The organism is Nostoc sp. ATCC 53789 (genome assembly GCF_009873495.1).
Classification (GTDB): domain Bacteria; phylum Cyanobacteriota; class Cyanobacteriia; order Cyanobacteriales; family Nostocaceae; genus Nostoc; species Nostoc muscorum_A.
Map to the genome: position 1 here is coordinate 4,677,092 of NZ_CP046703.1, position 25,707 is coordinate 4,702,798.

General features: G+C 41.1%; 21 protein-coding genes and 1 pseudogene. 12 read left to right on the plus strand and 10 right to left on the minus strand.

Going from position 1 to position 25,707, the window contains the following annotated elements; translation table 11 throughout:
* Positions 1-213 precede the first annotated feature (213 nt).
* From GJB62_RS19300 to GJB62_RS19310, 3 genes are all read right to left on the minus strand, one after another.
* Entirely contained in the window at positions 214-2,850 is a 2,637-nt protein-coding gene (locus tag GJB62_RS19300; RefSeq protein WP_114082933.1) for an EAL domain-containing protein, read from the minus strand.
* Positions 2,851-3,525: 675 nt separating this feature from the next.
* The gene (locus tag GJB62_RS19305) at positions 3,526-5,322 is read right to left on the minus strand and encodes a ShlB/FhaC/HecB family hemolysin secretion/activation protein (RefSeq protein WP_114082934.1); all 1,797 of its coding nucleotides are present in this window, start codon (positions 5,320-5,322) and stop codon (positions 3,526-3,528) included.
* Between the two features lie 312 nt (positions 5,323-5,634).
* On the minus strand, positions 5,635-7,410 hold the full coding sequence (locus GJB62_RS19310; RefSeq protein WP_181852867.1) for an SWIM zinc finger family protein: 1,776 nt from the start codon (positions 7,408-7,410) through the stop codon (positions 5,635-5,637).
* A gap of 553 nt (positions 7,411-7,963) precedes the next feature.
* Between GJB62_RS19310 and lpdA the strand changes: the two genes are divergently transcribed.
* The 4 genes from lpdA (at position 7,964) to GJB62_RS19330 (ending at position 11,998) form a co-directional block, all read left to right on the plus strand.
* Complete coding sequence (gene lpdA, locus GJB62_RS19315) at positions 7,964-9,388, plus strand: dihydrolipoyl dehydrogenase (RefSeq protein ID WP_114082936.1); 1,425 nt, start codon at positions 7,964-7,966, stop codon at positions 9,386-9,388.
* A 90-nt stretch (positions 9,389-9,478) separates the two neighbouring features.
* The gene (gene trpC / locus GJB62_RS19320; protein WP_114082937.1) at positions 9,479-10,369 is read left to right on the plus strand and encodes an indole-3-glycerol phosphate synthase TrpC; all 891 of its coding nucleotides are present in this window, start codon (positions 9,479-9,481) and stop codon (positions 10,367-10,369) included.
* A gap of 227 nt (positions 10,370-10,596) precedes the next feature.
* The gene (locus GJB62_RS19325; RefSeq protein WP_114082938.1) at positions 10,597-10,848 is read left to right on the plus strand and encodes a DUF5340 domain-containing protein; all 252 of its coding nucleotides are present in this window, start codon (positions 10,597-10,599) and stop codon (positions 10,846-10,848) included.
* A gap of 481 nt (positions 10,849-11,329) precedes the next feature.
* Positions 11,330-11,998: a carbonic anhydrase gene (locus tag GJB62_RS19330; protein WP_114082939.1), complete on the plus strand. Its 669-nt coding sequence runs from the start codon at positions 11,330-11,332 to the stop codon at positions 11,996-11,998.
* 191 nt (positions 11,999-12,189) lie between these two features.
* Here GJB62_RS19330 and GJB62_RS19335 read toward each other — a convergent pair whose 3' ends face one another.
* The 3 genes from GJB62_RS19335 to GJB62_RS19345 form a co-directional block, all read right to left on the minus strand.
* Complete coding sequence (locus tag GJB62_RS19335) at positions 12,190-12,348, minus strand: YqaE/Pmp3 family membrane protein (protein WP_114082940.1); 159 nt, start codon at positions 12,346-12,348, stop codon at positions 12,190-12,192.
* A 140-nt stretch (positions 12,349-12,488) separates the two neighbouring features.
* Positions 12,489-12,836 carry a translation initiation factor gene (locus GJB62_RS19340; RefSeq protein ID WP_114082941.1) on the minus strand — a complete coding sequence of 116 codons (348 nt, stop codon included), beginning with the start codon at positions 12,834-12,836 and terminating at the stop codon, positions 12,489-12,491.
* A gap of 22 nt (positions 12,837-12,858) precedes the next feature.
* Positions 12,859-13,125 (minus strand): hypothetical protein, encoded by a 267-nt coding sequence (locus GJB62_RS19345; RefSeq protein ID WP_114082942.1) that lies wholly within the window; start codon positions 13,123-13,125, stop codon positions 12,859-12,861.
* Positions 13,126-13,198: 73 nt separating this feature from the next.
* Between GJB62_RS19345 and trpB the strand changes: the two genes are divergently transcribed.
* The 6 genes from trpB to GJB62_RS19375 all read left to right on the plus strand — a co-directional run bounded on the left by trpB (position 13,199) and on the right by GJB62_RS19375 (position 18,602).
* Positions 13,199-14,434, plus strand: a complete 1,236-nt coding sequence (gene trpB, locus GJB62_RS19350; RefSeq protein ID WP_114082943.1) for a tryptophan synthase subunit beta — start codon at positions 13,199-13,201, stop codon at positions 14,432-14,434.
* A gap of 28 nt (positions 14,435-14,462) precedes the next feature.
* Complete coding sequence (locus GJB62_RS19355) at positions 14,463-15,623, plus strand: class I SAM-dependent methyltransferase (protein ID WP_114082944.1); 1,161 nt, start codon at positions 14,463-14,465, stop codon at positions 15,621-15,623.
* A gap of 95 nt (positions 15,624-15,718) precedes the next feature.
* Positions 15,719-16,006 (plus strand): hypothetical protein, encoded by a 288-nt coding sequence (locus tag GJB62_RS19360; protein ID WP_114082945.1) that lies wholly within the window; start codon positions 15,719-15,721, stop codon positions 16,004-16,006.
* A 230-nt stretch (positions 16,007-16,236) separates the two neighbouring features.
* Entirely contained in the window at positions 16,237-16,764 is a 528-nt protein-coding gene (locus GJB62_RS19365) for a CAP domain-containing protein (protein WP_114082946.1), read from the plus strand.
* A 571-nt stretch (positions 16,765-17,335) separates the two neighbouring features.
* Positions 17,336-17,884: a CAP domain-containing protein gene (locus GJB62_RS19370; RefSeq protein ID WP_114082947.1), complete on the plus strand. Its 549-nt coding sequence runs from the start codon at positions 17,336-17,338 to the stop codon at positions 17,882-17,884.
* Positions 17,885-17,972: 88 nt separating this feature from the next.
* Complete coding sequence (locus tag GJB62_RS19375; protein WP_114082948.1) at positions 17,973-18,602, plus strand: ribonuclease H-like domain-containing protein; 630 nt, start codon at positions 17,973-17,975, stop codon at positions 18,600-18,602.
* 511 nt (positions 18,603-19,113) lie between these two features.
* On the opposite strand, the pseudogene GJB62_RS19380 reads toward GJB62_RS19375, so the two are convergent.
* From GJB62_RS19380 to GJB62_RS19390, 3 genes and pseudogenes are all read right to left on the minus strand, one after another.
* A pseudogene (locus tag GJB62_RS19380) lies at positions 19,114-19,554 on the minus strand (rhodanese-like domain-containing protein); the annotation flags it as partial.
* A gap of 244 nt (positions 19,555-19,798) precedes the next feature.
* Positions 19,799-22,177, minus strand: a complete 2,379-nt coding sequence (locus GJB62_RS19385; protein ID WP_114082950.1) for an NACHT domain-containing NTPase — start codon at positions 22,175-22,177, stop codon at positions 19,799-19,801.
* Positions 22,178-22,503: 326 nt separating this feature from the next.
* Entirely contained in the window at positions 22,504-22,707 is a 204-nt protein-coding gene (locus GJB62_RS19390; RefSeq protein WP_114082951.1) for a hypothetical protein, read from the minus strand.
* A gap of 1 nt (position 22,708) precedes the next feature.
* Here GJB62_RS19390 and GJB62_RS19395 point away from each other — a divergent pair, with 1 nt between their 5' ends.
* Positions 22,709-23,428, plus strand: coding sequence for a response regulator transcription factor (locus tag GJB62_RS19395; RefSeq protein ID WP_114082952.1), 720 nt, complete (start codon positions 22,709-22,711; stop codon positions 23,426-23,428).
* Positions 23,429-23,576: 148 nt separating this feature from the next.
* On the plus strand, positions 23,577-24,563 hold the full coding sequence (locus GJB62_RS19400; RefSeq protein WP_114082953.1) for a protein rep: 987 nt from the start codon (positions 23,577-23,579) through the stop codon (positions 24,561-24,563).
* Positions 24,564-24,633: 70 nt separating this feature from the next.
* Here the strand turns inward: GJB62_RS19400 and GJB62_RS19405 are convergent, their stop codons facing one another.
* The gene (locus GJB62_RS19405; protein ID WP_114082954.1) at positions 24,634-25,119 is read right to left on the minus strand and encodes a hypothetical protein; all 486 of its coding nucleotides are present in this window, start codon (positions 25,117-25,119) and stop codon (positions 24,634-24,636) included.
* Between the last annotated feature and the right edge of the window lie 588 nt (positions 25,120-25,707).

Below are 25,707 nucleotides of genomic sequence, written 5' to 3' on the forward strand. Positions count from 1 at the left end.
GACTGAATTTTACCCCCGACACAAAACAAGCTGTTTATGGGAACGGGGGTATCAACCCCTAGGAATTACGAATTATGATGAATGCTATTGTATCGTTACTGGTACAAACAGTTTTTTCTTGTACTAGTACAACACCGCGGAAATAAACCACCCATAAATAAATGAAATGCTTATGCTGTATTCATTTTTAATTTTTAATTCCGCCTTGCGGTACTAGATGATTGGTCGTTTACTTTCGAGAATTTCTGTTGCTTTCTGTTCAGGAAGTGGGCGGTAGAAGAAATAGCCCTGTACCTCCTCACAGTCGATAGATTTCAAGAACTCCAATTGCTCTGCTGTTTCCACTCCTTCGGCTGTCAACTTCAATCCCAAGCTGTGTCCCAAGGTAACTATGGCCTGGATAATATGAGATACTTTGGAATCCGGCTTCAAATCTCTCATGAAAGACTGATCTATTTTGAGATTGTGGAGTGGCAAAAGCTGTAGGCGCGAGAGCGAGGAGTGACCCGTACCAAAGTCATCAATGGAGATGTTAACACCCATCTGCTTTAGCTCCTCTAACACCGTTCTGGTAAAACCCAAGTCCTCAATGGCTGTGGTTTCCATAATTTCTAATTCTAAAAAGTGGGCATCTAGACCCGTTTGCTCTAAAACTCGGGTTATAATCTCCACCAATTTGGGTTGGCGGAACTGCTTCAGAGAAAGATTGACAGCCATAGTTATAGGTGGCAATCCTGAATCTTGCCAGGTTTTATTTTGCATACAGGCTGTCCGTAGCACCCATTCGCCGATGGCGATAATTAATCCACTTTCTTCGGCGAGGGGAATGAAGACACTGGGTGCTACCAATCCCATTTCTGGGTGCTGCCAACGCAACAGTGCCTCCATACCAGTAATTTCTCCTGTGCTAATGTTCACACGAGGTTGATAGAACACCGTAAATTCTTCACGTTCTAGGGCATAGCGCAAACTCTTTTCTAAAGTCAGAAGTTCAGGATTCTTGGCGCTTAGAGAAACACTATAAAATTGATAGTTATTTCGCCCTTTGTCTTTGGCGTAGTATAAAGCGGCATCTGCGTGCTGGATTAGTGTTTCGGCATCAGGACTGTTGTTATCAAGCAACGCAATACCGAGGCTGGCAGTCACATAAAGTTCATGCCCTTGGAGATAAAAAGGATCTTCTAAGGTTTGTAAAATTCTGTACGCCACTTGCGTTACTTCTTCAATATCAGTGACTCGTGGGAGTAAGATAGTAAACTCATCGCCTCCCCAACGGGCTATAGTGTCTCCCCCTCTGAGTAAATCTTTTAATCTTTGAGCGACGTTTTTTAACAATTGGTCTCCCAAAGTATGCCCCAGAGTGTCATTGATTACCTTGAAGCGATCCAGGTCGAGGAAGATCACAGCTAAACTTTCGCCGTTTCGAGTGGCATTGGGCAGAGTTTTACTCAGCAGTTCGTTAAATAGTAGGCGATTGGGCAACCCTGTCAGCATGTCATGGAGGGCTTGATAGCGAATCTTTTCTTCTACTTGCTGACGTTGCCTAGCACCAATAATACTAGCGGCCATTGTCAAAAGTGTAGATTCTTCGTGCTTTGACCAATGACGCTCAAAGGTACAGTCTGCCAAGCCAAGATAGCCCCAGCACTCATTCTCCAAGCGGAGAGGCACCAAAAGAAGGGATTGAATGCCATCTCTAATGAGGAATTCTTGTTCTGCGATCGGAAATTTTTGGGTGAGTCCGCTAATTGACTGGCCGCTACAAAGAATAGTATACCAACGGGCTAATCCAGAACCTTGATAAACCTGATTCTGCCAATGGTGGTGGGTAGATTCAATTAAAGATTGCGTCCATTCAAACCGCAAACTGACTGCTCTTTCCCCTGTAGCAGGATGGGGATGGTTTTGAAAAAGATAAGCACGATCTGCTTTGGCAGCTTCGCCCAGTATAGCTAAAGCTCGCTCAATGCCAGTTTCGTAATTCATTTCCCCCAGCAAATAATTAGCAGCTTCTGCAACTGCTTGCAGCAAGCGATCGCGCTGACGCAATTCGGCTGTAGCTTGTTTTTGCTCTGTAATATCCCTAATAATAAAAGTTCTAATTAAATCACTTTGAGGAAGGTAAAGAACGGATTGTTCAAAAACTTCTGTATCTACTTCCACCTCCCGCACAAAAGAATTTTTTTCTAAATTCTTAACTGTACTCAGGAGTCCTGCTAATATTGGGTGTTCTGTCCCAACTTCCCTGAGTTTGGGAAACTTGAGAGTAGCAGCAGGATTGATGTAAGTCACTATTCCCTGGAAATCCATCTCAATAATTGGATTGGGGATGAGTTCAGGGAAAGATGCTAGACGAGCTAAGGCAGACTCACTAGCTGCTTCCAAGCTGGGATCGATAGCTAGGGTTTGAAAAGGATTGGCAGGACTGGCTTGCTCTGATAGAAAACCAGATAAGTCTTCAACATCAAAAGATTCAGAAAATGCTTCCTCTGAAATGTTGGAAATAGCATAATATTTAGCCTGAGCTTGATTGCTACCAAAGGCAATGGTATCTCCATTTCTAAGATTATGAGAAAAGGATTTAGTACCATTTATAAATAAGCCATTAGTACTTCCTTTACCCTTGAAGTTGCCATCAATAATTTGGAAGCCATATTGGTCAGTCTCTGGAACAGTTACTCGCAACAAAATTGCGTGTTGCATTGATACTGACTGGGAAACCAAGACAATGGTGTTTGCAGGATGCCGCCCCAGAGAATAAGTAGTCTCTCGTAGGGGGACAGTTCTCCGCCCTTGCAGGTCTTTGATGACCAACAGATGGCGTATTTTTTCCCGCTCATTTCCTAGCATGGCTGTTCCTCAAATTCTCATATATTTTTGTCTTAGTCTGAAAAATAAAACTCCCAGAAGTACGGTCTGAAAGTCTTAACTTCTAGCAAAACCTGCTTCATAAAATTTGTCACCACCTACGTAGGCGTAGCCCGCCGCAGGCATCACAAAATTGGTGTGAGTTGCAAACCAACCATTTTATTTATGATTAACCTCTTGAATAATATGGCTAATTGTTCAATCAGTTTTGCGGTAGAAGTTCTAGCTGTTCTCTAGACTCATTTGGATTTCCAAAAAATAAATTATCTAGTAGGGTATGTTATAGCCAGTAACGTACCACCTACAGATAACAGTTGCATTACCTTGTCGCGATAACACACCCTACAACCACGATCATTGGTTGGAAAATTTTTTAACTGGAAGTCCCAGAGATAAGTTATAAGCTTTGTCCCTTCGTCTATTTAGCCTCAACCTGTCTTTCTTAGGATACCCAGAATAAAATCAAACACTGAATAGAATATATAGTATATTTACGGATTTTTATTCTGAGTGGTGCAGAAACTCCACATTATATAAATAACCGTCTGATTTTTAGTTTTTAATGGCGGGAACCCCCCGTTAGTGTACTCCTCGGTCGAAGTAGCGTCTCATTAGAGAAGCCTATTGTAGATCAGGTAAGAGAATAAACTCTAAATTTTAAAAAGGATTATACAGTAAACTAAAATACAGACCGTTTTCTTGTAATGTTCTCTCATTTGATTCAACTGAGATTAAAGGAACGCCCCAATCAAGACGAACAGTGAAGCGATCGCCCTGTGACCAACGCAACCCCAGACCAACAGCAGCTAAAGTATTAGGGTTGGGATTCTCTCTATCTGAACTATTCCAACCAACACCAAAATCCACAAAGGGAACAACCTGTAACGTGCTATCTATCTTCGGTAAGCGCAGAATTGGTACTTGAACTTCCGCAGAGACAAAAGTGCCATTATCCGTCAGCAGGTAATCTTGACGATAACCCCGAATACTATCCTGCCCACCTAAGCCAAATTGCTCTAAAGGCAGAAGTGTTCTAGATGCAAGTTGCGTATTTAAACGCAGCAACATTAAGGTTTCAGGAGCTAAAAGGCGTACCCACTGCGCTTGTCCTTGCCAAGCAAAAAAACGGCTATCGGGAGCATTTTGATTAATCGTGGGACTCAAGATATCTATACCCAAACTAAATTGAGAGCGGAGGGCGATGACTTCACGGCTGTTACGACTCGTCCATTCTTGAAAAAATCGGAATGCAGATACCTTAGTGTGTCCCTGTTCATCAGCTCCTGGTGAAAGTACAGAGCCGGGAAACCCTTCTCTCTGTAGCAAAGACGAAATATCACTTTCGCGTCGGGAAGCTGTCAACCCAAGGGCGAATTCTTGTGTCGGAGTTTGAACTATTGGCTGGCGGAATGTCAGTTCGTAATAGCGAGAATCTGAGTGGATATCTAAAACGTCGAAAGGAGATTCAATGACATTGCTTGATGTGATGCCATAGTTGAAAGTCAGTGTGCCATTGCGGGGATTAAGTGGTAATGTATAGTTCGCGTCAAGGGAGTTGCTACCATCGGTATTAGTATAAGCGACACCTAGAGCGTCTCCCAATCCCAATAAGTTAGCTTCATTCAATTGTAAGCGGCGGCGAAAACTGCCAACACTAGGCGATCGCCCATTATCAAGAACTATCTGGCTACTAAAGGTTTTTGCCTCACTAACCTTGACTTCTAAAAGACTCGAACCAGTCCGCGATCCTGCGGAGAGTTCAGCAGAAACGTTTTGAATCAAAGGATTCAGTTGCAAGAGTTGTAGTGCTTCTAGTAGACGCTGCCGATTCAGAGGCGCTGATGTAGCTATTGCTAGGCGGCTACGGACATAATTCGGATTTAACCGCCGAGTTCCAGTTACTTGAATATCTTCTAATTTACCTTCAACCACCTGAATTTTTACAACACCGGATTGGATTGTTTGGGGTGGGATGTATGCACCAGAGGTAATATAACCATTTCTGACGTATAGATCAGTAATTTTAGAACGTGCTTGATACACTTCAGCCAGCGAGATCGGTCGTTTGGTAAATTCAGCAGTGGCGAGGGCTAACTCTTCGGGACTAAAAACTGTGCTACCAAGAACTTCAAACCGTTCAACAACAATAGTTTGAGGAAACTTACCAGGTAGTGGTTCATCAGGTGTGGGATTTGGGACAGAGGGGGGAAATAGTTCTGCTGGTGGGGGAAGTGGCTGAGGCAGTTCAGGTGAGGGAACTGGCGAAGGTACGGGTGGTTGTAAATCTTGTGGTGGTGGGAGTTGTTGTTGTGAAAGGATGAAAGTACTAGTTGGTAATTGTGTAGTATCAACAGCCTGAGCTTTCGGTGGACTAGAAGATATGCTGCTGAGTAATACAAGCATACTCAGTGGTAAATGGGACGCAATAAGATTCTGAGGATATTTATTAATCATCGCACTGCACTATTTTTTGTCCGTAACTATGGAATTATACGGAAACTGTCTCAGATGTGAATCTTACTTCATCTTTTGCCGTTAAGGTTAATATCTTGGGCAAATCTAAATTTAAAAATGCCATTCAATTTGATCAGTGGTTTTTCATTAAAACTTTCTAGAGACGTAAAAATTTGCGTCTCTACAACCCATTAGACATCTCCGAAAAAGAATGTAGAGACGTAGCAGTGCTACGTCTCTACAAGGGTTCTGGTTAACGCATATTTAATTTCTGGAGATGTCCATTAAATGAAAGCTTAAAAATAATAGTTTTTACTCCATCTCCCTTTGCTGTAACATTCCCATCAATTTACGTTTACGAGCGTGGGTTTGTATCAAGTTTTCCCGGTAGCTTAACCAGTCAGCTTTCTTCCCAGATTCCAAATAGGCGGCACGGGCTTTTTTTAACCATTCAACCGCATAGTAGTAATATTCTGCCTTACCTCCATCCATAATCTTTTCGGCACGGCGACGCGCATTAGCAATCACCCAAGTAGGATTGTGAGGGATAGCGGCATTCATGACGCGATGAATCAATTCTGAATAATAAGAACTGAGTTCACTAGCGATCGCAATTGCATCATCAATTAGCCCCTCATGCAAGAATATATCTACCTTGGCTGATTCTGTTCCCCAACCACTATAAGTACGAATAATTCTCAGCAGGTCTGTTTTGACAGTTTCCCAGTTTTCCCCAGCTAATTCTGCCATCTTTTCGTAGTCAACAAAGGAGGGCTTGACTTGAAAAGCTGCCTTAATTGCTAACAAAGCAGCTTCGCTATTACCCAATTCAACAGCTAAATCACTTGTCCAAATTCCTAATTCGTACTGACAATTCCCTGGTAAATTTAACCCACTCTGGGCTATATCTAGTGATTGCTGTAACGCCCCCTGTTCGCTTAGGGCTTTCGCTAAGGCAAACGCCTCTTCCATTGAGTTCATCTGGGTTTGAGCAGCATCAACTGCTTCTTCTACTCTGCCCAAACGCCCTAACATTGTGAGATACTGCTGGGTTTGTCCTTCAGCTTCTGCTAAATAGAGATATTCTTGGTAACGTTCTTGACGTTCGAGAATTTTTAGCCGAATTAGTGCCAAATCATCTGCATAGTCTGGCACGTCTTCTTCCCAAGCTCCCCTTTCGGTAATATTACCTTGAAGAACTTGCACTAGGGGCGGATAATCCCAACCTTGGCGTAAAGCTTCCATCACTAGACCAAAATCAGCATTCCACTCATCTTGCCAAGCCTCCAAATTTATTTGAATATCAACTTTTTCTTCTGGGGTAAGTTCAGCAGTCAGAATTGCTTCACACCAAGCCTCATTTAATTCCCCGACAATTTCATCATTTTCAGCGCCGTAATCTGCAATATCGTCCCAATTTTCCACACAAGTAAAGGTAATCGCTTCTAAAATAGCGATCGCATTTTCACCCTCTCCCCGTTCACTAAAAGCTACCGCAGTTTGCACCACACTCACCAATTCTTCGGCAATTGGGTCTTCTTCACACCCTTCCTCAAAGAAGCGCACAGCATCCCGAATAATTTGCCGGACTTGCCGCCGAAAAGGAGCCGGATCAATAGTACGGCGGCGCAAGGGTTTTATGCTTGTTTGCTCAACAATAGGATTCGTCATCCAACCTACATGACGGTCAATCGCATCAATTAGTGGTGGGTATTCATTTACCAACTCTTGCAGCAGCCTTTGAGTTTGGATATTATCCAGGCGATTGAGTAGTTGTTCTAGGGTGGGGCGCTGTTCAATACTTTCTGAATCACGCACACAGACAAGCATCGTGGCGATAATGTGTTTGCACCACCCGTCAAAGTTGTAGGCACAGGTGCAGTTTGCTGAGGTTAACCCACTGCTATCGAAACTCAAATTGACATGATAAGGTCTTGCTTCAGTACCTGCAACTTCCGCTTGAAGTAGATGACCACGTTGGGTAACAGCATGAACAGCACCAGCCTCATAGTATGCCTCGCCGCGTTGGAAAGATTTGGTGTTGGCATGACGGCGGATAGTAAATTCAGTAATTTGGGGAATAGACATCGAGCGATCGCCTGTGTAAATCCTCTGGATGAATCCTAAATCCAGCTTAGGTGTTAGGCGATGGCGCTGTAAAGTTATTAGTCATTAGTCATTAGTCATTAGTCATTTGTCATTGGTCACTTGTACTGAGCGTAGTCGTTAAGCCTGCGGCATAGCTACGCTTAGGGCGCAGCCTCTCCAAGAGTTGTATTGGGCATTAGGCATTGGTTATTCTCCTTTTCTCTCCCATCAGGGGCATCTCACCTTTGGAGTATAAAAAAAATAAGTATCTAGATTTGACTATAATTACTGAAAACATCCATCTTTTCGCCCGAAGTCAGTGAATCATAATTGAAGTTAGCAACACCCGAACGTTAAATCAGTAAATAGTTATCAGGCGGATGGTAGGGCATTTAAATCAGTTAGCAGTTTCCAGTGTTCACTGAATAACTATGTGCTTGGGGCTTAAACCCAGCAATAAAACTGACAACTGATAACTGATAACTGTTAAAGGGGTTGCGCTGATTGTCGGTCAAGTTGAGAATAAATAGGCGAAGCAGACGGGGAACCTAACGTGAGTCAAGGATTTGATTACGATTTAGTTATTATCGGCGCTGGTGTAGGCGGTCATGGCGCAGCCTTACACGCCGTAAGTTGTGGTTTAAAAACAGCGATTATTGAAGCTGGTGATATGGGAGGAACCTGTGTTAATCGGGGTTGTATTCCTTCTAAAGCGCTGCTGGCGGCATCTGGGCGGGTGCGGGAGTTACGCAATGCCCACCACCTCAAATCGCTGGGAATTCAAATTGGTAGTGTGGAATTTGATCGCCAAGCGATCGCTAATCATGCTAATAATCTCGTCTCGAAAATTCAAGGGGACTTAACCAACAGTCTCACACGTCTAGGAGTCGATATTCTCAAGGGTTGGGGAAAAATCGCTGGGGCACAAAAAGTTTCTATCACTGGAGACGGTGGTGAAAAAATCATCACAGCCAAAGACATCATCCTTTCTCCTGGTTCAATTCCTTTTGTACCTCCAGGGATTGAAGTAGATGGCAAAACTGTCTTTACTAGCGACCAAGGTGTGAAGTTAGAGTCGCTACCAGACTGGGTGGCGATTATTGGTAGTGGTTACATCGGCTTAGAATTTTCTGATATTTACTCAGCTTTGGGTTGTGAAATCACCTTGATTGAAGCCCTAGATCAGTTAATGCCAGGATTTGACCGCGATATTGCCAAACTTGCCGAACGGGTGCTGATTACTCCCCGCGATATTGAAACCAAAGTGGGGATATACGCCAAAAAAGTTACCCCTGGTTCACCAGTGGTAATTGAATTAGCAGATTTCAAAACCAAAGAAGATGTAGATGTCATCGAAGTAGATGCTTGCTTGGTGGCTACAGGACGCATCCCGGCGACCAAAAATCTTGGTTTAGAGTCTGTGGGAATAGAACTCGATCGGCGGAATTTTATCCCAGTTGACGATCGCATGGCAGTACTATCAGGCGGTGAAGTAGTACCAAATGTCTGGGCAATTGGCGATGCTAATGGGAAGATGATGTTAGCACATGCGGCTTCTGCTCAGGGCATCATCGCAGTAGAAAATATAGTTGGGAGGGAAAGAATAGTAGACTATCGCAGCATCCCCGCAGCAGCTTTTACCCACCCAGAAGTTAGCTATGTAGGTTTAACAGAAACCGCAGCGAAGGAATTGGGACAAACCGAAGGGTTTGAAATCGCCACAAGTCGGAGTTACTTCAAAGGGAATTCCAAAGCGTTGGCAGAAAATGAAGCCGATGGTATTGCCAAGGTGATATATCGCAAAGACACAGGAGAAGTCTTAGGCGTTCACATTTTCGGACTGCACGCCTCAGATTTAATTCATGAAGCGTCAGCCGCGATCGCAAACCGTCAATCCGTCCAAAGCCTCGCACATCTAGTTCACGCCCACCCGACACTCTCGGAAGTGCTAGACGAAGCTTATAAACGAGCTATTTAGTCATTTGTCCTCTGTCATTTGTCCTTTGTCAATAAACAAGGACAAATGACCAATGACAAATGACCAATGACCACTGACAAATGACTAATTATGCAAATCCGTCGTCGTTCCCCTAACCCAGCTATTGCTGTATCGATGTTACGTTACCAGGCTGCCGTACCTGATTCAGCGCCAAACAACATTTTGGAAGAAATTGTCTGGCAGAAAGAAGTAGAATATGACCTGATGCGGGAAAAGGTTCCTTTACAAGAATTGCGAAAGCAGGTACTGACTGCGCCGCCAACCCATGATTTTGTCGCTGCTTTGCGCCAAGGCAAGACTAAACCAGCACTGATTGCCGAAGTTAAAAAAGCTTCACCAAGTAAAGGCGTTTTTCGAGAAGATTTTGACCCAGTAGCGATCGCCCAATCTTATCAGCAAGGTGGTGCTAGTTGTCTTTCCGTGCTAACCGATGTCAAGTTCTTTCAAGGTAGTTTTGAAAACTTAGCCAAGATTCGGGCTGCTGTAGATTTGCCCTTATTATGCAAAGAGTTTATCATTTATGCTTACCAAATATACTTGGCGCGGATTCACGGTGCAGATGCTATTTTGTTGATTGCGGCTATCCTGAGCGATCAAGATTTGAAATACTTCCTCAAAATTGCTAACAACTTGAAAATGGCAGCCTTGATTGAAGTCCATAGCTTGGCAGAACTTGACCGTGTGTTAGCCTTGGATGGTGTCTCCTTAGTAGGAATCAATAATCGCAATTTGGAAGATTTCTCTGTTGACCTGCAAACTACTTGCCAACTTTTAGCTGCAAGGGGTAGCCAATTGCAGGAGAAAAACATCCTTGTTGTCAGTGAGTCAGGACTACACAACCCAGATGATTTGAGTTTAGTGCTTACAGCAGGTGCATCTGCTGTACTCATTGGAGAGTCTTTGGTAAAACAACCAGATCCCGGCGCTGCGATCGCCAGTATATTACCGAAAAATTTCTGAAATAAAAACTTCCCCTGTACCTCTTAGTACAGGGCAACTAATGGGGCATACTATGCGTAGACACGCAGCATTTTGCTGTCAACTATTATCAATATCTTTGCTAAATCTTCATCGCTAATCAAATCAAAGCCATAAGCAACTAGTTATTTCTTATGTAACAATTTATTTACAAGAGATAAAATTTGACTAAGACAAAATTCCAAAATATGAAATCAAAATTAAACTTCATGGAGCAAATTCCTTTACCTTCACCTATTCACTACGAACTTATACTTCAACTTTTAGAAAGACAAACTATGTTAGCGGTTAATGATAATCCAGATTTACGACATCAGGTAAATCAACTAATTATTACTCTCCGTAAAGCTGCGGTACAACAAAAACGACTAGAAGAAATTTGCGAGTTTTCCTCTGTAACTGTCGATCACCGTTGGTCAATCAACCATCATAACGAGAGCAAAGTTGTTGCCCCCGATTGAAGCTGATAACTGAATATCTCAACCTCAAATTTTGCATCTTTGTTAAGATAGTTTACTGTTATCAGGAAATAAATCTCTCTGTGTATTAAAGAGATAGCACTTAAAAGTTACGCCGCACTTCCTTGACTCAAATGCACGGTTTAGGGTGTCATTTAAAGTAATTATGTTTATAGAACCTTTTTTTACTTGGCAAAAATATCTATAGATGCTAGATAAGGGTTTAAAATTGGCAGTCTCAATAATCAGATTTTTAGTGATGTAAATTTTACTTTATTTAGCTATTTACCTAAAGTTATACATAGTTATTTTCTCTCTAAATCCTAAATTCTCTGTTTACAATTTATACAATAAATATATTAATGCTGTAAAAAAAGACTATCATCTTTCTCAAATTTTAGATTGCAACAAGTTCATACTGATTTAGCAGAAACTGTAATTTAGCTAAAATATTTATGAGATTCTCTCTCGAATTTGACGAAAGATGAAATATAACAGCATTGATGAACTCTTCAGAAATAATCAGGCTTGGGTTGCAGAGAAATTAGCTATAGATCCAACTTACTTTCAAGAATTATCTAAGGGACAAACACCACCTTTTCTATACATCGGGTGTTCTGATAGTCGTTTACCCTTAACAAACCTTACTCGTACAGAACCAGGAGAATTATTTGTTCATCGTAATATTGCGAATCAAGTTTCTCTAACGGATATAAACTTTTTAGCCGTTTTAGAATACGCAATTTTACATCTTAAGGTGGAACATATTATCGTTTGCGGTCACTACGACTGCGGAGGAATCAAAGCGGCTTTAGAAGGGAGAACCATCGGAATACTGGATAACTGGGTAAATCCGATTCGGGAACTGTATTTACACAAACAAGAAGAAATTGATGCCTTATCAACCAGAGAAGAACGTCTGAATCGTTTGGCAGAAATAAATGTAGTGGCGCAAGTGAAAAATCTCTACCAAACTTCTATCATGCGTCAGGCACTCTATGAGCGAAAAGCGCCTATGGTTCATGGTTGGGTACTAGATATACGCACTGGCTTAATCAAAGATTTGAATGTCTCAACTGTGCAATGGCAGTTACACATCTGCCCTTTGCTTCTAGAGTTTAGACTCTATGCAATGTTAAAAAATGAAACCTAATTCGAGATTGACTGCTACAGGGATTAATACTTTATCGACATGATTTATCGTGTCTTTAGAGTTTTTTAAGTAAAAGAAATATAGTGTTGTGATATATCCGTGCAGACATCCAACTCAAAAATCTTTTTGTAGAGGCAATTGATTAATTGCCTCTGTTGAGATGGTTACACCCAATCTACTCGTACAAAGAATTATTTCTTAGCAATTATCCATACTGCATGAATAATTCCAGGAATGTAACCAAAAAGCGTCAGAACTATATTAATCCAAAAGTCTATACCAAAACCTACTTGTAAAAAAACTCCCAAAGGCGGTACAAAAATGGCACACAAAAGCCGAACTAAATCCATGTAAACCTCCTATTAATCTCACCAAAAATAGCTTGTTGGGTACTCTTCTACCACTGTTCAAGCATATTTGTACTTTTCAAAGATAACATTCCATTTCTCAATCGAGGTCGCGGTTAAGATGCGGTAAACCGCACTCAAAATTAGCCACCGCTAATTTTGGCTTTATAACCTAGCTTGGTCAAAATCTCGGCAATTTTCTGTTTGTGTTCGCCCTGAATTTCAATTTCGTTATCTTTAAGTGTCCCACCTGTCCCACACTGGGTCTTCAACTGCTTTACTAAATCTGCCAAGGTTTCTGGTTTAGCTTGAAAACCGCTAACCACTGTGACAGTTTTGCCTTTGCGTCCTTTGCGGGAAGCTTGTACTTTAAGATTTTGTTGTTGTGGGGGCAGTTCTGGAATTGGTCTTTCTGTGGCGGCGGAGTTGTCGTTACCAAATTCGCGGTAGACGAAGCTTTTGTCAGAAGATTTAGAATTGGAAGAAGACATAAAATATTTGTTAAGAAAAATTTCAAAGGCAGTGGAAACTTCTACGCAACCATTCTGCTGGGATATCAATTTCTAGGCTAACATTACAAATCCATTGCCAGGAATTGGGAATTGGGAAGAGGACTTGGGGACAAGGAGACTTGGGGATAAGGGGAAAGACTTGTTTCAAGTTCTCACCTCTTGTCCCCTTGTCCCCTGCTCCCCTGCTCCCCTGCTCCCCTGCTCCCCTGCCCCCCTGCTCCCCTGCTCCCCTGCTCCCCTGCCCCCTGCTCCCTTGCTTCTTCCCCATTCCCTAGATATACCCAGATATGTCCCAGACTTTTCTATAATAATTAAGTCATTTCCGTCATCGAAAACAGCCTGTGACTACCACTCCCCTCTCTCCAAGTTCAACTGCTCAGGTTCCCGATGCGTTAGGTCGCTTTGGACGCTTCGGCGGTAAGTATGTACCTGAAACGCTGATGCCTGCCCTTGCTGAATTAGAAACAGCTTATCAGCAATACCGCAATGACCCTGGTTTTCAAGCAGAATTACAGCAGTTGTTACGGGATTATGTGGGACGCGCCACACCATTGTATTTCGCGGAACGCCTGACTGCTAATTATGCGCGACCCGATCGCACTGGGCCACAAATTTATCTAAAGCGCGAAGATTTAAATCATACAGGCGCTCACAAAATCAATAATGCCCTTGGTCAGGTTTTGTTAGCGAAACGCATGGGTAAGCAACGGATTATTGCCGAAACTGGTGCTGGACAACATGGAGTTGCGACAGCCACAGTTTGCGCTCGTTTTGGGCTGGAATGCGTAATTTATATGGGCGTTCATGATATGGAACGCCAATCTTTAAATGTTTTCAGAATGCGGTTGATGGGTGCAGAAGTGCGTCCGGTGGAAGCGGGAACTGGAACCCTAAAAGATGCCACTTCGGAAGCAATCCGCGATTGGGTAACAAATGTGGAAACAACTCACTACATCCTCGGTTCAGTAGCAGGGCCCCATCCCTACCCGATGATGGTACGTGATTTTCATGCAGTAATCGGCCAAGAAACTCGCGCCCAAGCAATGGAAAAGTGGGGCACACTGCCTGATATTCTCTTGGCTTGTGTGGGTGGTGGTTCCAATGCAATGGGACTATTCTATGAGTTTATTAATGAGCCTTCTATACGGTTCATTGGGGTTGAGGCAGCCGGAGAAGGTGTTAATACCGAAAAACACGCAGCAACTTTGACAAAAGGACGGGTTGGTGTATTGCACGGAGCAATGAGCTATCTATTACAAGATGAGGATGGGCAAATCATTGAGGCGCACTCAATTAGCGCAGGGTTAGATTATCCCGGTGTGGGACCAGAACATAGCTATTTGAAAGACACTGGTCGCGCTGAATATTATAGTGTGACAGATGCAGAGGCTTTGGAAGCATTCCAGCGATTATCGAAATTGGAAGGGATTATCCCAGCATTAGAAACAGCCCATGCGATCGCATATCTTGAAACCTTATGTCCCCAACTAAGCGGTAGTCCCCGAATTGTAATTAACTGCTCTGGACGCGGTGATAAAGATGTACAAACGGTAGCTAAGTTATTAGATCCAGCGTAAATCTACTTAAAATATTTGGGAGGAAGCAATGATGGATCAACAATTCCAACACGCTATGCTACCACAACCCACTCATGATGAGTTGGCACTTCAAAACTTTGTGCAAAGTCTGAAAAAGCATATTTTCAGGAATATTTCTCCTGGCAATAAAGTAGTTTATGAAAAACTAGCCAAGCCGAAGTTTGAACAAGAACATCAGCGTCCTCCCGAAAATCGCCATGAAATTCGGGAAGTAATGCAGCATGAACCCTACTACCGATGGACTAGTGCCCTCAAGCGCATCAACCAGGAAATATTATGGAATGCTGTAAATACCAGTGTTGACAGACAACTGCCAGAATTGATTGAGCGTGCCAAAGATCGTGGTAGTGAACTGGGTACTTTAACCCTCGACCCAAATTTTCAAATACCTAATTATCAAAAAGCTGTAGACATTCACTGTATGCCTGGAGGATATCACAGCGAATTCACTGCTGATGATGTAGCTGCTGGCGCAACCTACGATCGCGGCGCTTACCTTTATGGTCTTGGTTGGTTGGGGCCGCTGAATAATGATATGGGGCTATCTATAGTCCAAAACTACCTTCTGCCAGAGTATCCAGACTTTCGACCCAGAAAAATTCTTGATATGGGATGTTCTATTGGTAATAGCACATTACCCTACGCAGATGCTTACCCAGATGCAGAAGTCCATGCCATCGATGTCGGCGCACCCATGTTGCGTTACGGTCATGCAAGAGCCGAAGCATTAGGCAAACGGGTACACTTCTGGCAGCAAAATGCTGAACATACTAACTTTCCAGATGAATCATTTGACTTAGTGGTTTCTCATATTTTGCTGCATGAAATTCCCCCGCCAGCCGTCCGTAAAGTCATGCAAGAGTCTTATCGTCTACTGGCTCCCGGTGGAATCATGCTCCATCTGGAAGCACCCTTGTATCATCACATGGATGTTTATACACAGTTCATTTTTGATTGGGAAACCGCTAACAACAACGAACCCTTCTGGAGTGCAGTACGCGATCTGGATTTGGTGACGCTAGCTACTGAGGCTGGTTTTGCAGCAGATAAGACATTTGAGAAGTTTGTCCCTAATGGGGCATGGAAAGCAAAAGTAACTAATGGTCTTTTTCAAAATGGTAACTCAGGCAGCCTAAACACTTGGTTTGTTGTTGCTGCAACGAAGTAAATACCAATTCGTAATTCGTAATTGAGAAAGCCAGATTTTATCTGGGTTTCTTTGTTTTGTGTATGTAGTCTTACTTTTGGAGAATTGGTATTAGGATGACAAAAATAGCTAAGGGCAAACGACCTGTTTACTTAGACAATCCACAAATCGATAAATTGTTAGCGATGGTCATGGCTTTGACTGGCGAGGTGTCTGTGCTGCATGAGCGTCTGGATACCATTGAAAGGTTACTAGAGGTTAAAGGTATTTTATCGGCTACTGAGATCGAAGCTTACGAACCAGATGCAAAAGTAACAAAAGAGCGAGAACAGTGGCGTGCAGAATATATTGCACGGGTGTTACGTGTGGTGCAAGAAGAGTTAGAAACTCTCAACCAAAGCTAGCCGTACAGAGGCTTTAGTGGAGAAAATTATGCTATTTAAATAGCGAAAATAATCCTAATGGTAGAGGGAATTTTTTCATAAACAGCACTTTTTTCGTAAGATTGTGAATTTTAAAGTTTTGTAGTCGCGTTTGAACAAAAAAGAGCATAAACAGAAATATATAGACCTATAAGCAATTTGTCACATTTAGATTAGTTTGATTAGATTGTCTGGAACTTTACTTTCAGCACATGATTAAAAGAACAATCTACGGGGTCGCTTTAGGCACTATTGTCTTAAGTAGCGGAGCGATCGCTACTCCTGTAACAAATTCAACTTTTACACCAGTGTCTTCATCTATATCAAGTGATGCTTTCAAAATTGCAGCATCTAGTATCAATACTGCTGCTGTAGAGCAATCGGTTTTCAACCAAATTAATAGCTACAGAACTTCCCAAAGGCTACCAGCACTGACTCGTAATTCTGCTATCGATAATCAAGCTAGGATTCATAGTCAGAATATGGCTAGTGGGAAAGTTCCTTTTGGACATACAGGATTTTCAGAGCGTATTAAAGCAGTCGGTATTTCTTACACATCTGCTGGTGAAAATGTTGCTTACAACCAAGGATATACTGACCCTGCGACGAAAGCCGTTCAAGGCTGGCTTAACAGCCCAGGGCATCTAGCCAACATCAAAGGCAATTTTAATAAGACGGGGATTGGTGTCGCCAGCACTAGTACAGGCAAAGTCTACTTCACACAGATTTTCTTTCGCTGATATAGCGGTTCTCAATTGCATAGAATATAGACTTAACAAGAGCAACCCCTTACCTACTAGCGTTGGGGAGTAAGATTCAAAACCTATCTCATAAAAGTTTTCTCAAATTCCCCAGACTTCAGTCTGGGGAAAAAGCTTGTTCTAAATTAGGACTTACGCAAAAATGCAGTGAAAGCCTTAATTTACCGTAGGGGCAATACTCTGCGGGAAGCCGCTTCTCTACGAGACGCTCCGCGAATGCATTTATATGAATGCCCCAACATTTCATCCCTGATGTGTAAGTCTTATAAATTAAATGTTGAATCATGTAGTATTTAATAGACAAATGTAATTGGAAATACATTATTTTTTATTAATTCATGAAAATCTGAAATTCTCAGCAAAAATAACCGTTATTTTATGAAGATGAACTATTGAAATATTGACAATTGGAAATGATTTTTTCTATTTCTTGTAAAGGATGCAGCCAGATTGCCGAAATTCATCAATCCTTAATAGTATCGTGGTATATATCGTTGGAACAATAAGGTAGAGTAGAAGTCTTATATCTCTACACATCACGCAATTCTCCATGTTCCGACAAACTGCTTTTGGCATCGCTTTAAGTGCGCTTGTCCTTGCTAGTGGATTAACGACTGTTCCGATACCAAATCATCCTTCTACGAATACATCCACCCGTAATAAGCTGTTGTCGCTTTTTTCCAGTCAGGTTGCAATATCGACTCCTACTTTTAAAACTACTGAGCTAGAAAAATCAGTTTTTGAGCAAATTAATCGATATCGGGCTGCTAAAGGACTGCCAAAGTTGACCCTGAATGCAAATATTACTCGACAGGCAAGAATTCATAGTCAGAATATGGCTAAGGGGAAAACCCCATTTAGCCATCAGGGATTTGAAGGCAGAGTCAAAGCTGTTCCTATTCGCTACAACAGTGCGGCGGAAAATGTTGCTTTTAACCGGGGATATAGCAACCCCGTAGAGGAAGCTGTTACTGGTTGGATCAACAGTCCCGGACATCTAAAGAATCTGAAAGGAAATTACAACCTGACTGGAATTGGCGTTGCTACTAATAATCAAGGCGAAGTCTACCTAACACAAATCTTTTTTCGCACTAGGTAGATTTAATTTATGATTTTTTGCACAATAATAATGTAGTGTCTGACAAGACTTGTATTTGCTGGACACTGCTATTATTTTTGAACAATTCATGACATTACAAGATTTTCAGGTAAGCGATCGCGATCTCAGTGACGCGGCCCTTGGACAGTATTTAGAATCGACAGCGATCGCAGTTGACACAGAAACGATGGGATTATTGCCACAGCGCGATCGCTTGTGTCTTGTCCAGCTGTGCAACCTAGAAGGGAAAGTCACTGTAATTCGCATAGCCAAAGGACAAACTGAGGCCCCAAATTTAAAAAAACTCTTCGAAGCGGCCAATGTTGTAAAAGTGTTTCACTTTGCTCGCTTTGACATTGCCACTTTGCGCGCCAATCTGGGGATTCAGGTTAGCCCTGTTTTTTGCACCAAAATTGCTAGTAAGTTAGCCCGTACTTACACAAATCGCCACGGACTCAAAGATGTGGTGCAAGAGTTAGAAAAAGTAGAACTAGATAAAAGCTCTCAAAGTTCTGATTGGGGTAACGCCATTAGCTTATCTGAAGCTCAACTTAGTTATGCTGCCAATGATGTGCGTTATTTACTTAGTGTGCAGCAGAAATTAACAGAAATGCTCAAACGAGAAGAACGCTGGGAAATTGCTCAAGAATGTTTTGAATTTTTGCCAACGATAGTTTCTTTAGATTTATTGCAATTTAAGGATTTATTTGAACATTAGAGCAAACACTAAATCTATTTAAAAATAGTGTATTGAGTATTGCAAGAGAGATTTTCATCTTTCCTTGTGAGTGTAATTCATGGAGTCTCTTGCAAAATTTGTTGATGGTGTCCTCCAGCATTAAAAGTCAAAATATTCTCTCTTTCGACTTGTTAATTTTGACCTCTTTGCTCATAGAAAATCAAGATTAGACCTCTTGGAAAATTCTCTAACACCCCACCTGTAGTCTCTCCCTGCAAGCAGACAGGGGAGACTTTGATGTAAGTCAAAGGTATAGTGGGGTTTTATTCTTGATTTCTGCAAGAGGTCTATCGCTAATTTTCTCAGTTATTTTTGCCTAAGAGCCGATATTGGAATCATCTCTGTCTTTAGATTCACTAATGCCTTCTTTAATATTGCTAGCTCCCTCTTGAATACCTTCTTTAAGATTGCTAGCTCCTTCTTGAATGCTGTCTTTGAGGTTACTAGCTCCTTTCTTGATGGCTTCCGTCGCGCTAGTACCTCCCTTTGGCTGATTTTGTTCGTGATTCTTTAGCCGATCTACGATATTGTAGTCGTCTGCACCTGCGGGAGTTTTTGATTCAACAATCCCTTCTGTTGGGCCACCAATAGCCTTCCATCCAGCAAGACCACCTATAAGTTGAGAGACATGCTCAAATCCGTTAGAACGCAGTTGTTGCGCGGCTTGGGCAGTTTCTTCTTCATTAGCACCGTAAACGTAAATATCACGACTCTTATCTAAAGAAGGTACTGCACGCTCTACCAATTCATCTATTGGCATGGGCATCGCTCCCATAATGTGACCTTGATTGAAGGTGTTGCGATCGCGCACATCCAGTATTGTAAAAGCTGGTTCGCCCCATTCTAAACGAGACTTTAGGACATGAGCATCAGATTGTGATTGTATTGGTGGTTGTGGGGGAATGATGCCGCCTACTAAATTGTTAACCATAGGTATTCCTTGCTGACGATATTAATAGCAATTTAACGGAGTCAATATATTTAATTACTCTTTCTCTAGGCTGAATCTATTCAAAATCTCTCTTGAGATAGAGTAGCTAATTAAAATATTTTCTACCATTTAACCCATTGCAAATATAGTCAAATTGAACTATTAAAAGAGATTTTTGTTTATAGTAATTTTAATAAAATGTTTAAAATTATCCTATCCAAAATCGTCTAAAAATTAAAAGTATTCAGCGAATATTAGAGGAATTACGTAGTTTTTCAATATCTGCGATCGCTAATAATAATGTTTCTTCAATCTCGTGCCGCACTATTGGAGTTACATCAGCCGCAATATTGAGGCAATCAACTAGTAATTTATTACCATAATAATATTTTTGGAGCAATTCTTTTTGCTGTTCGTTGAACTGCCAATCATAACCAATATGGCGATGCTTAATTAGCATATCTCTTAATTGTTCACCCCAAATTTTACTTTTAGCTTTCCACCAGTCCCTAAACTGCTCTGGATTACTATCTATTTTTGGTAATTGTTTCTTGAGTTCTTGCAACACTTGCTTAAATTTAAGATCAACAACAACCTCAATAGCTTTATCAAAGGCAATAACAAGGGCATAAGCATGATCGAGGGCATCGTTGAGGGTATGCTCAAAGGCAAAGTCAAGATCGTGAATACAGGCAACAGTACTGAATAAAAACTCATCTAATACAAGCTCTGCATTAAAGGTGATGTTACCTACAAGAGCGCACTCAAGGTCATAACCAGAGGTATAGACAAAAGCATTATGTCTACTGCAAATGCAAGAGCTTCGCTCAACGCAAACGAGATAAAAAGCACGAACACCTGCTGCTTTGTAACTACTAGAAACTGAACTAGATTTTTGATGCAGCCAGGTTAAAAAATACTGTAATTTTTCGTCGTCAGCCAATAGCAAATCAACTTTTTGTTTCATCAACTGTAGTATTCCGTTAGCATTTGGCAACATACTAACAGTTAGTAAAAATACTTGCCGCCAGTGCCTTTCAGTTATATGATTGACGAGATTGTTACAATCATAGTCTTGGTAACTTTCAACAATTTTTCGAGCCGTGAAATACTCTTGAAATGTCAGATGAGAAAAAGAGTAAATTCCCCGTGCCCTTTCCACCAATAACCCATTCTGTACCTCAATTGCTTTTAGCAGTGTTTCATTATCTAACTGGCATTCAGTTGCATCGGAGTTAAGATTTTGTATGGGTTCAAGATAGTCAGCAATAAGTTGCAGGATATTTTCTTGCTCAAAAAAGTATTTTTTTTGCTCAAAAGTGATAGCTGCAAGTTGAAAAATCAGTTTTTTCTTACTTGCTAGAGTCAAATTATAAGCAACGCGATCGCGTTTAATTCCTCTGACTTCATCCCATCTGACCAACAAAATGTTCAGTGCTTGCTCATATAACTTGGCTGGATTTACGGGAAATTGATTTTTTACTTGAAACACTAAGCAAATCAAATGCAGCAGTAAGGGAGTGACGGCCAATTCTCGGATATGCTGATTTTCTGGTAGATGAAGCTGATTAATAAATAAATTTCCTATTGCTTCCCCATCTTCTTTAGACTTAAGAGCAACTCCAACAAACCAATTTTTGGCAAAAAATTCTATTTGTCCTTGGTCAAAGTCTTCTAACTCAACTTCAGTAAATCCCTGAAATCTATATTTCTGGGCAGCAATCCGACAGCTAATAACAAACTTATTTTTGTAAAAAGTTTGGGTAAGTCTCCGAATTTCGATTGTTAATTGTTCTGCCTTTTCTGCTGGCACTTCATCTAATCCATCTAGCAAAATCAGCAGTTTTCCTTCTGTCAGAAGAGTTTTAGTTGATTCCTTTTCAACACCGCAATTGATAAAATCTTGGATGATGTAGTTTAATAGATTGAATTCACTATCATTTTTGACATCTTCAGCAAATTCTTTCATCCTAATAAAAGTTGCGATGCGGTTTGGCTGAAAATCGCTTTTGTTACACTCAATCGCTAGATATTGTAAAAATATAGTTTTACCTGACCCTGGTTTACCCAGCACCATCAGTTTTGAGTGCCTTAATACTGCTTCCAACCCTGGTAATCTTCTCTGACGGTTGTATCCTCCAAGTTGATTAAAGGCTGATTCAGATTTCAAGTCTTTCAACAGGTCAGAAATTTCTTGCCATTGCAGGCTTACTATCTCCTCTAAGACGTTAGTATTGGTGTAAATATCCATCAGTTGGACTGTCTGGGAAATGTCCAACATTTGCACAGTATTGCATTGGTCTTGGATTTTCTCTTGGCGCTTTTGACGCACTTCCCGCACCAGTGTATCAAGGTCAGTACCTTTGATTTGCGTCTTAGTAGTTACCTCAAACGCCACATTTTCAGGTAAACCAGCAACCTTTTGCCAAGACAACCCTAGCTGTTGGCAAATTTGCACAAAACAAGATCGGGAAACTGACTCACCTGCAAAAAATTTGGAAACTGGTTGACGTGTAATGCCTAAAGCTATTGCTAATTTATGCTGACTCCAAGTTTTGTCTGTTAAAGCTGTTTTTGCTGCCCTTATACCTTCTGGTGATGCTCTGAGTCCTTGGCTTGTCATAGTCTCAGGCTGAAATTTGTAGTATAGTATATGCTTAAAAGGGTAGCTACATGTAAATGCACGTAGAGTGAATTTTCGTAGTCCCTCTTCAGGAGCAGATACTAGTTAGTTCAAGTAGGATTGGGTAGAATCTAAATAGGCTTATGGCTTAGTTTGTGGGCCTTTACGAATCACTAATTAATCAGGGAGTACATTGCTTTTCCAAAATTGTAGGAAACTGCCGTAGCGTCTGGTGTCTCTCTAGACTATTTTTGATTATAAAAATTGTCTCACATTACACTTATCTTAAGTATTAAAGTCAATAATTATACAATGTAAATTCAAAATTATACAAAAATCATACAAAAATCATACAATTTATCAGCATTACGGTGGCTGAAGTTTTCATAAACTTCATGGAGAATTAATTGTATACAAGTACTACAGTAGCGATCGTACTCAGCAGAGACGCGCGTAAATCCACTCTCAACAGAAACACGTACAGCAAAACTGGGACAACAGCGAATCGCCCAATCTACAATAGGCAGCATTATGGTTATGATTACCGCTACTACTCCTAAAATTCTGATTGTTGATGACGACTTCGGCGTGAGAAATCTCGTTCATCGTTTTTTGAGTCGGAAATATCAAATAGAGGCAGCAGCAGATGGTAAGACTGCCTTATCGATGTTTGAGCAATTCAACCCAGCCTTAGTAATTCTGGATTGGAATTTGCCAGATGTTAATGGTTATAGCCTTTGTCAAGAAATGCAGAGTCGTACTAATGTTTTAGTGCTGATACTGACTAGTAGGACTGATGAAGCTGATAAAATTAAAATCTTGAGTGCAGGTGCTGATGATTTCATGACTAAACCATTTAGTCTTGCAGAAGTAGAAGTTAGAATAGAAGCTCTTTTGAGGCGGATACGCTACATCAACCCTTCGCCAACACAACGAATTATTTTCAAGCAGCTAGTAATTAACCCAGAGGGACGGGAGGTAATATTAAACGATAAGCTTCTCGCTTTAACAGCACTGGAATTCAATATTTTACATTTTTTGGCAAGTCATCCTAATCAGGCTTGGAGTCGCCCACAGTTAATCCAAAAAATCTGGGGTTGCGACTACGTAGGGGATGGCCGGGTGGTTGACGTACATATTGGTCAGCTTCGCAAGAAAATGGAAGTCGATCCTAGCGTACCAGAGTTTATTAAAACTGTGCGGGGCTATGGTTATAAGTTTGAAGCACCCGACGAAAATACTAGTTCCTGAGCTTTGCGATTTTAGGAGTAGTTTATAACAAAAAATGACTCATCTGAGTCAGCATTAGTCTTATTGTTTACTTAAATACTTTTACTGAGGCTTGACCGTATAACTTGCGTTAGTTTGGGGCGTTAATACAAACTGATTTGGTGATTTCGTGTCTGTTCAAGCCTCAGACAGCAACTTTATTGCTTTTAATATATCGTCTCAAGATAAGTTTCAGAAAAATCAAAACTTACAAAGTTTATCCGAAGTTTCGCCTATAGGGAAAATTTGGGATAAGCACAGAGCTAATACTGATAAAGTTTTGTATTATTACGCCAAAGCAGACGAACATTATTTTCACCAGTATGCTTGGCGGATGAAAATATGTTCCGAGTTGCTGAAATTTCAATTATTACCAGACGAATCGGAAGGTATTCTCAAGTTAAAGTTATCCGATGCCCGATTTTGTAGAGTTCGTCACTGTCCGGTTTGTCAGTGGCGGCGATCGCTAATGTGGAAAGCAAGAGCTTACAAAATTCTCCCACAGGTTGTCACTGATTACCCCAAGTACCGTTGGCTATTTGTCACCTTGACTGTAAAAAATTGCCAGATTGAGGAACTTAGGGAAAACTTGGATTCGATAAATAAAGCTTTTAAGCGATTGACTGAATTGAAAGCATGGCCTGCGAAAGGTTGGGTGAAGTCTACAGAAGTTACCAAAGGTAAAGATGGAGTCTCAGCACATCCGCATTTACATATTTTGGCAATGGTGCCGCCTTCGTATTTCAGTCATGGCTATCTATCTCATGCCAAATGGGTAGCGTTATGGCAACAGTGCTTACGGATTGATTACCAGCCTGTTGTTCATACTAGCGCGATCGCTAAACATCATAACCCATCACTACTTATTCCAGAAATTCTCAAGTATCAGGTAAAAGAGTCAGATTTGGTGGGTAATGGAGAATGGTTTTTAGAGTTAACCCGTCAACTGCATAAAAGTAGAGCGATCGCTGTTGGGGGTATACTCAGGCAGTATATGCGCGAATTAGAGGAGAAAAACCAAGACCTCATTGATGAAAGTGAAGAGACAGACGAGGTGGATGGAGAAAGTTTGTATTTCCGATGGGAGCGCAAGTTACAAAGATTTAATATAGAGTGACATCAGCGATATAAGAACAGTCCCATAATCCTTACATGAAAAGGATTACATAAGTTTAGAACTGTAGAAACTATGGCTTAATCCGGCGAAAGGACAAAGACCAGCGATCAGATACAACCGGAAGTAGTTCATGGAGAATACTAGAATCAAACTGGATAACCTGACCATCTTCAAGGTGATATTCCTCTTTGTGATATTCGTCTTTACCAATGCGGAAAGTAGCACGTCCAATATTGACTAATACTACCAGAGGTTCAAAAACGGAGTGGTCGCAGTGTTCTATCATGCCACCACCTGGACGATAATGGCAGAGTAAGGCACAATTCCATCCTGGAAAAATGCGATCGCCAAGTCGATTAACCCTCTCATCCCAATTGCCTGGATTAATTTTTGCATTAGGCTTTAGTAGTATTACCTCATATCCAAACCATTTGTGAGTTCGATCAAAAGCAACCCGACTAGAAGACATTGACTTCATGCCAAATTGATGATGAGTCCAATCATGAAGACTTTGAAGATCGGTACGAACATATCCAACAGTTTCAACTGAATTCATTATTAACTCCTGAAAATTTCAACTCTGCAAATCAAACTAATTACACCTACCCTCAGCGCGAAGCGTTCTAGAAAAGATATTTAAAGTCGATTCCACTCCACGACTATTGGAGTACAACTCTTTATTTATTTTCTTCATATACTTTTAGGGGTTAGCCTATTCTTTATTTCTTCAGCGCGAAGTGTTCTAGAAAAGATATTTAAAGTCGATTCCACTCCACGACTATTGGAGTACAACTCTTTATTTATTTCATTCACTCTAGGCGTTAGCCTATTATTTCTCTAACCACAAAAGCACAAAAATAAATACCAGCCGTCCGAAAAACAGATGGCTGGTATTTATAAATCACCTTTACTTGAAGCTAGTAAATAGGTTCGATGATAAAGTCAAAGAGTCAAAGAGTTAAAGTAATAAATTAGAATTTTTATATATACTGTTAAATGACAGCTTCCAACATGAGGAAACAAAAAAACCAGACAAACAACTAGTGAATGACTGGGATATGCAAAATAGCTTCCCTCGAAATTAGTAAATAACTTTGAGAGGCGATTTATAAATTGTAAAAATAAATTGGGAAGGTATAAGACT

What these genes read in the sequence shown, in the direction of transcription:
- GJB62_RS19390 (WP_114082951.1), bottom strand. Translation starts at nt 22,707, where the DNA reads ATGCTGCCTATTGTAGATTGGGCGATTCGCTGTTGTCCCAGTTTTGCT.
- trpC (WP_114082937.1), top strand. Translation starts at nt 9,479, where the DNA reads ATGCAAATCCGTCGTCGTTCCCCTAACCCAGCTATTGCTGTATCGATG.
- GJB62_RS19335 (WP_114082940.1), bottom strand. Translation starts at nt 12,348, where the DNA reads ATGGATTTAGTTCGGCTTTTGTGTGCCATTTTTGTACCGCCTTTGGGA.
- GJB62_RS19370 (WP_114082947.1), top strand. Translation starts at nt 17,336, where the DNA reads ATGTTCCGACAAACTGCTTTTGGCATCGCTTTAAGTGCGCTTGTCCTT.
- GJB62_RS19310 (WP_181852867.1), bottom strand. Translation starts at nt 7,410, where the DNA reads ATGTCTATTCCCCAAATTACTGAATTTACTATCCGCCGTCATGCCAAC.
- GJB62_RS19355 (WP_114082944.1), top strand. Translation starts at nt 14,463, where the DNA reads ATGATGGATCAACAATTCCAACACGCTATGCTACCACAACCCACTCAT.
- GJB62_RS19405 (WP_114082954.1), bottom strand. Translation starts at nt 25,119, where the DNA reads ATGAATTCAGTTGAAACTGTTGGATATGTTCGTACCGATCTTCAAAGT.
- GJB62_RS19360 (WP_114082945.1), top strand. Translation starts at nt 15,719, where the DNA reads ATGACAAAAATAGCTAAGGGCAAACGACCTGTTTACTTAGACAATCCA.
- GJB62_RS19385 (WP_114082950.1), bottom strand. Translation starts at nt 22,177, where the DNA reads ATGACAAGCCAAGGACTCAGAGCATCACCAGAAGGTATAAGGGCAGCA.
- GJB62_RS19395 (WP_114082952.1), top strand. Translation starts at nt 22,709, where the DNA reads ATGGTTATGATTACCGCTACTACTCCTAAAATTCTGATTGTTGATGAC.
- GJB62_RS19365 (WP_114082946.1), top strand. Translation starts at nt 16,237, where the DNA reads ATGATTAAAAGAACAATCTACGGGGTCGCTTTAGGCACTATTGTCTTA.
- GJB62_RS19325 (WP_114082938.1), top strand. Translation starts at nt 10,597, where the DNA reads ATGGAGCAAATTCCTTTACCTTCACCTATTCACTACGAACTTATACTT.
- GJB62_RS19345 (WP_114082942.1), bottom strand. Translation starts at nt 13,125, where the DNA reads ATGGGGAAGAAGCAAGGGAGCAGGGGGCAGGGGAGCAGGGGAGCAGGG.
- GJB62_RS19305 (WP_114082934.1), bottom strand. Translation starts at nt 5,322, where the DNA reads ATGATTAATAAATATCCTCAGAATCTTATTGCGTCCCATTTACCACTG.
- GJB62_RS19340 (WP_114082941.1), bottom strand. Translation starts at nt 12,836, where the DNA reads ATGTCTTCTTCCAATTCTAAATCTTCTGACAAAAGCTTCGTCTACCGC.
- GJB62_RS19330 (WP_114082939.1), top strand. Translation starts at nt 11,330, where the DNA reads ATGAAATATAACAGCATTGATGAACTCTTCAGAAATAATCAGGCTTGG.
- GJB62_RS19300 (WP_114082933.1), bottom strand. Translation starts at nt 2,850, where the DNA reads ATGCTAGGAAATGAGCGGGAAAAAATACGCCATCTGTTGGTCATCAAA.
- GJB62_RS19375 (WP_114082948.1), top strand. Translation starts at nt 17,973, where the DNA reads ATGACATTACAAGATTTTCAGGTAAGCGATCGCGATCTCAGTGACGCG.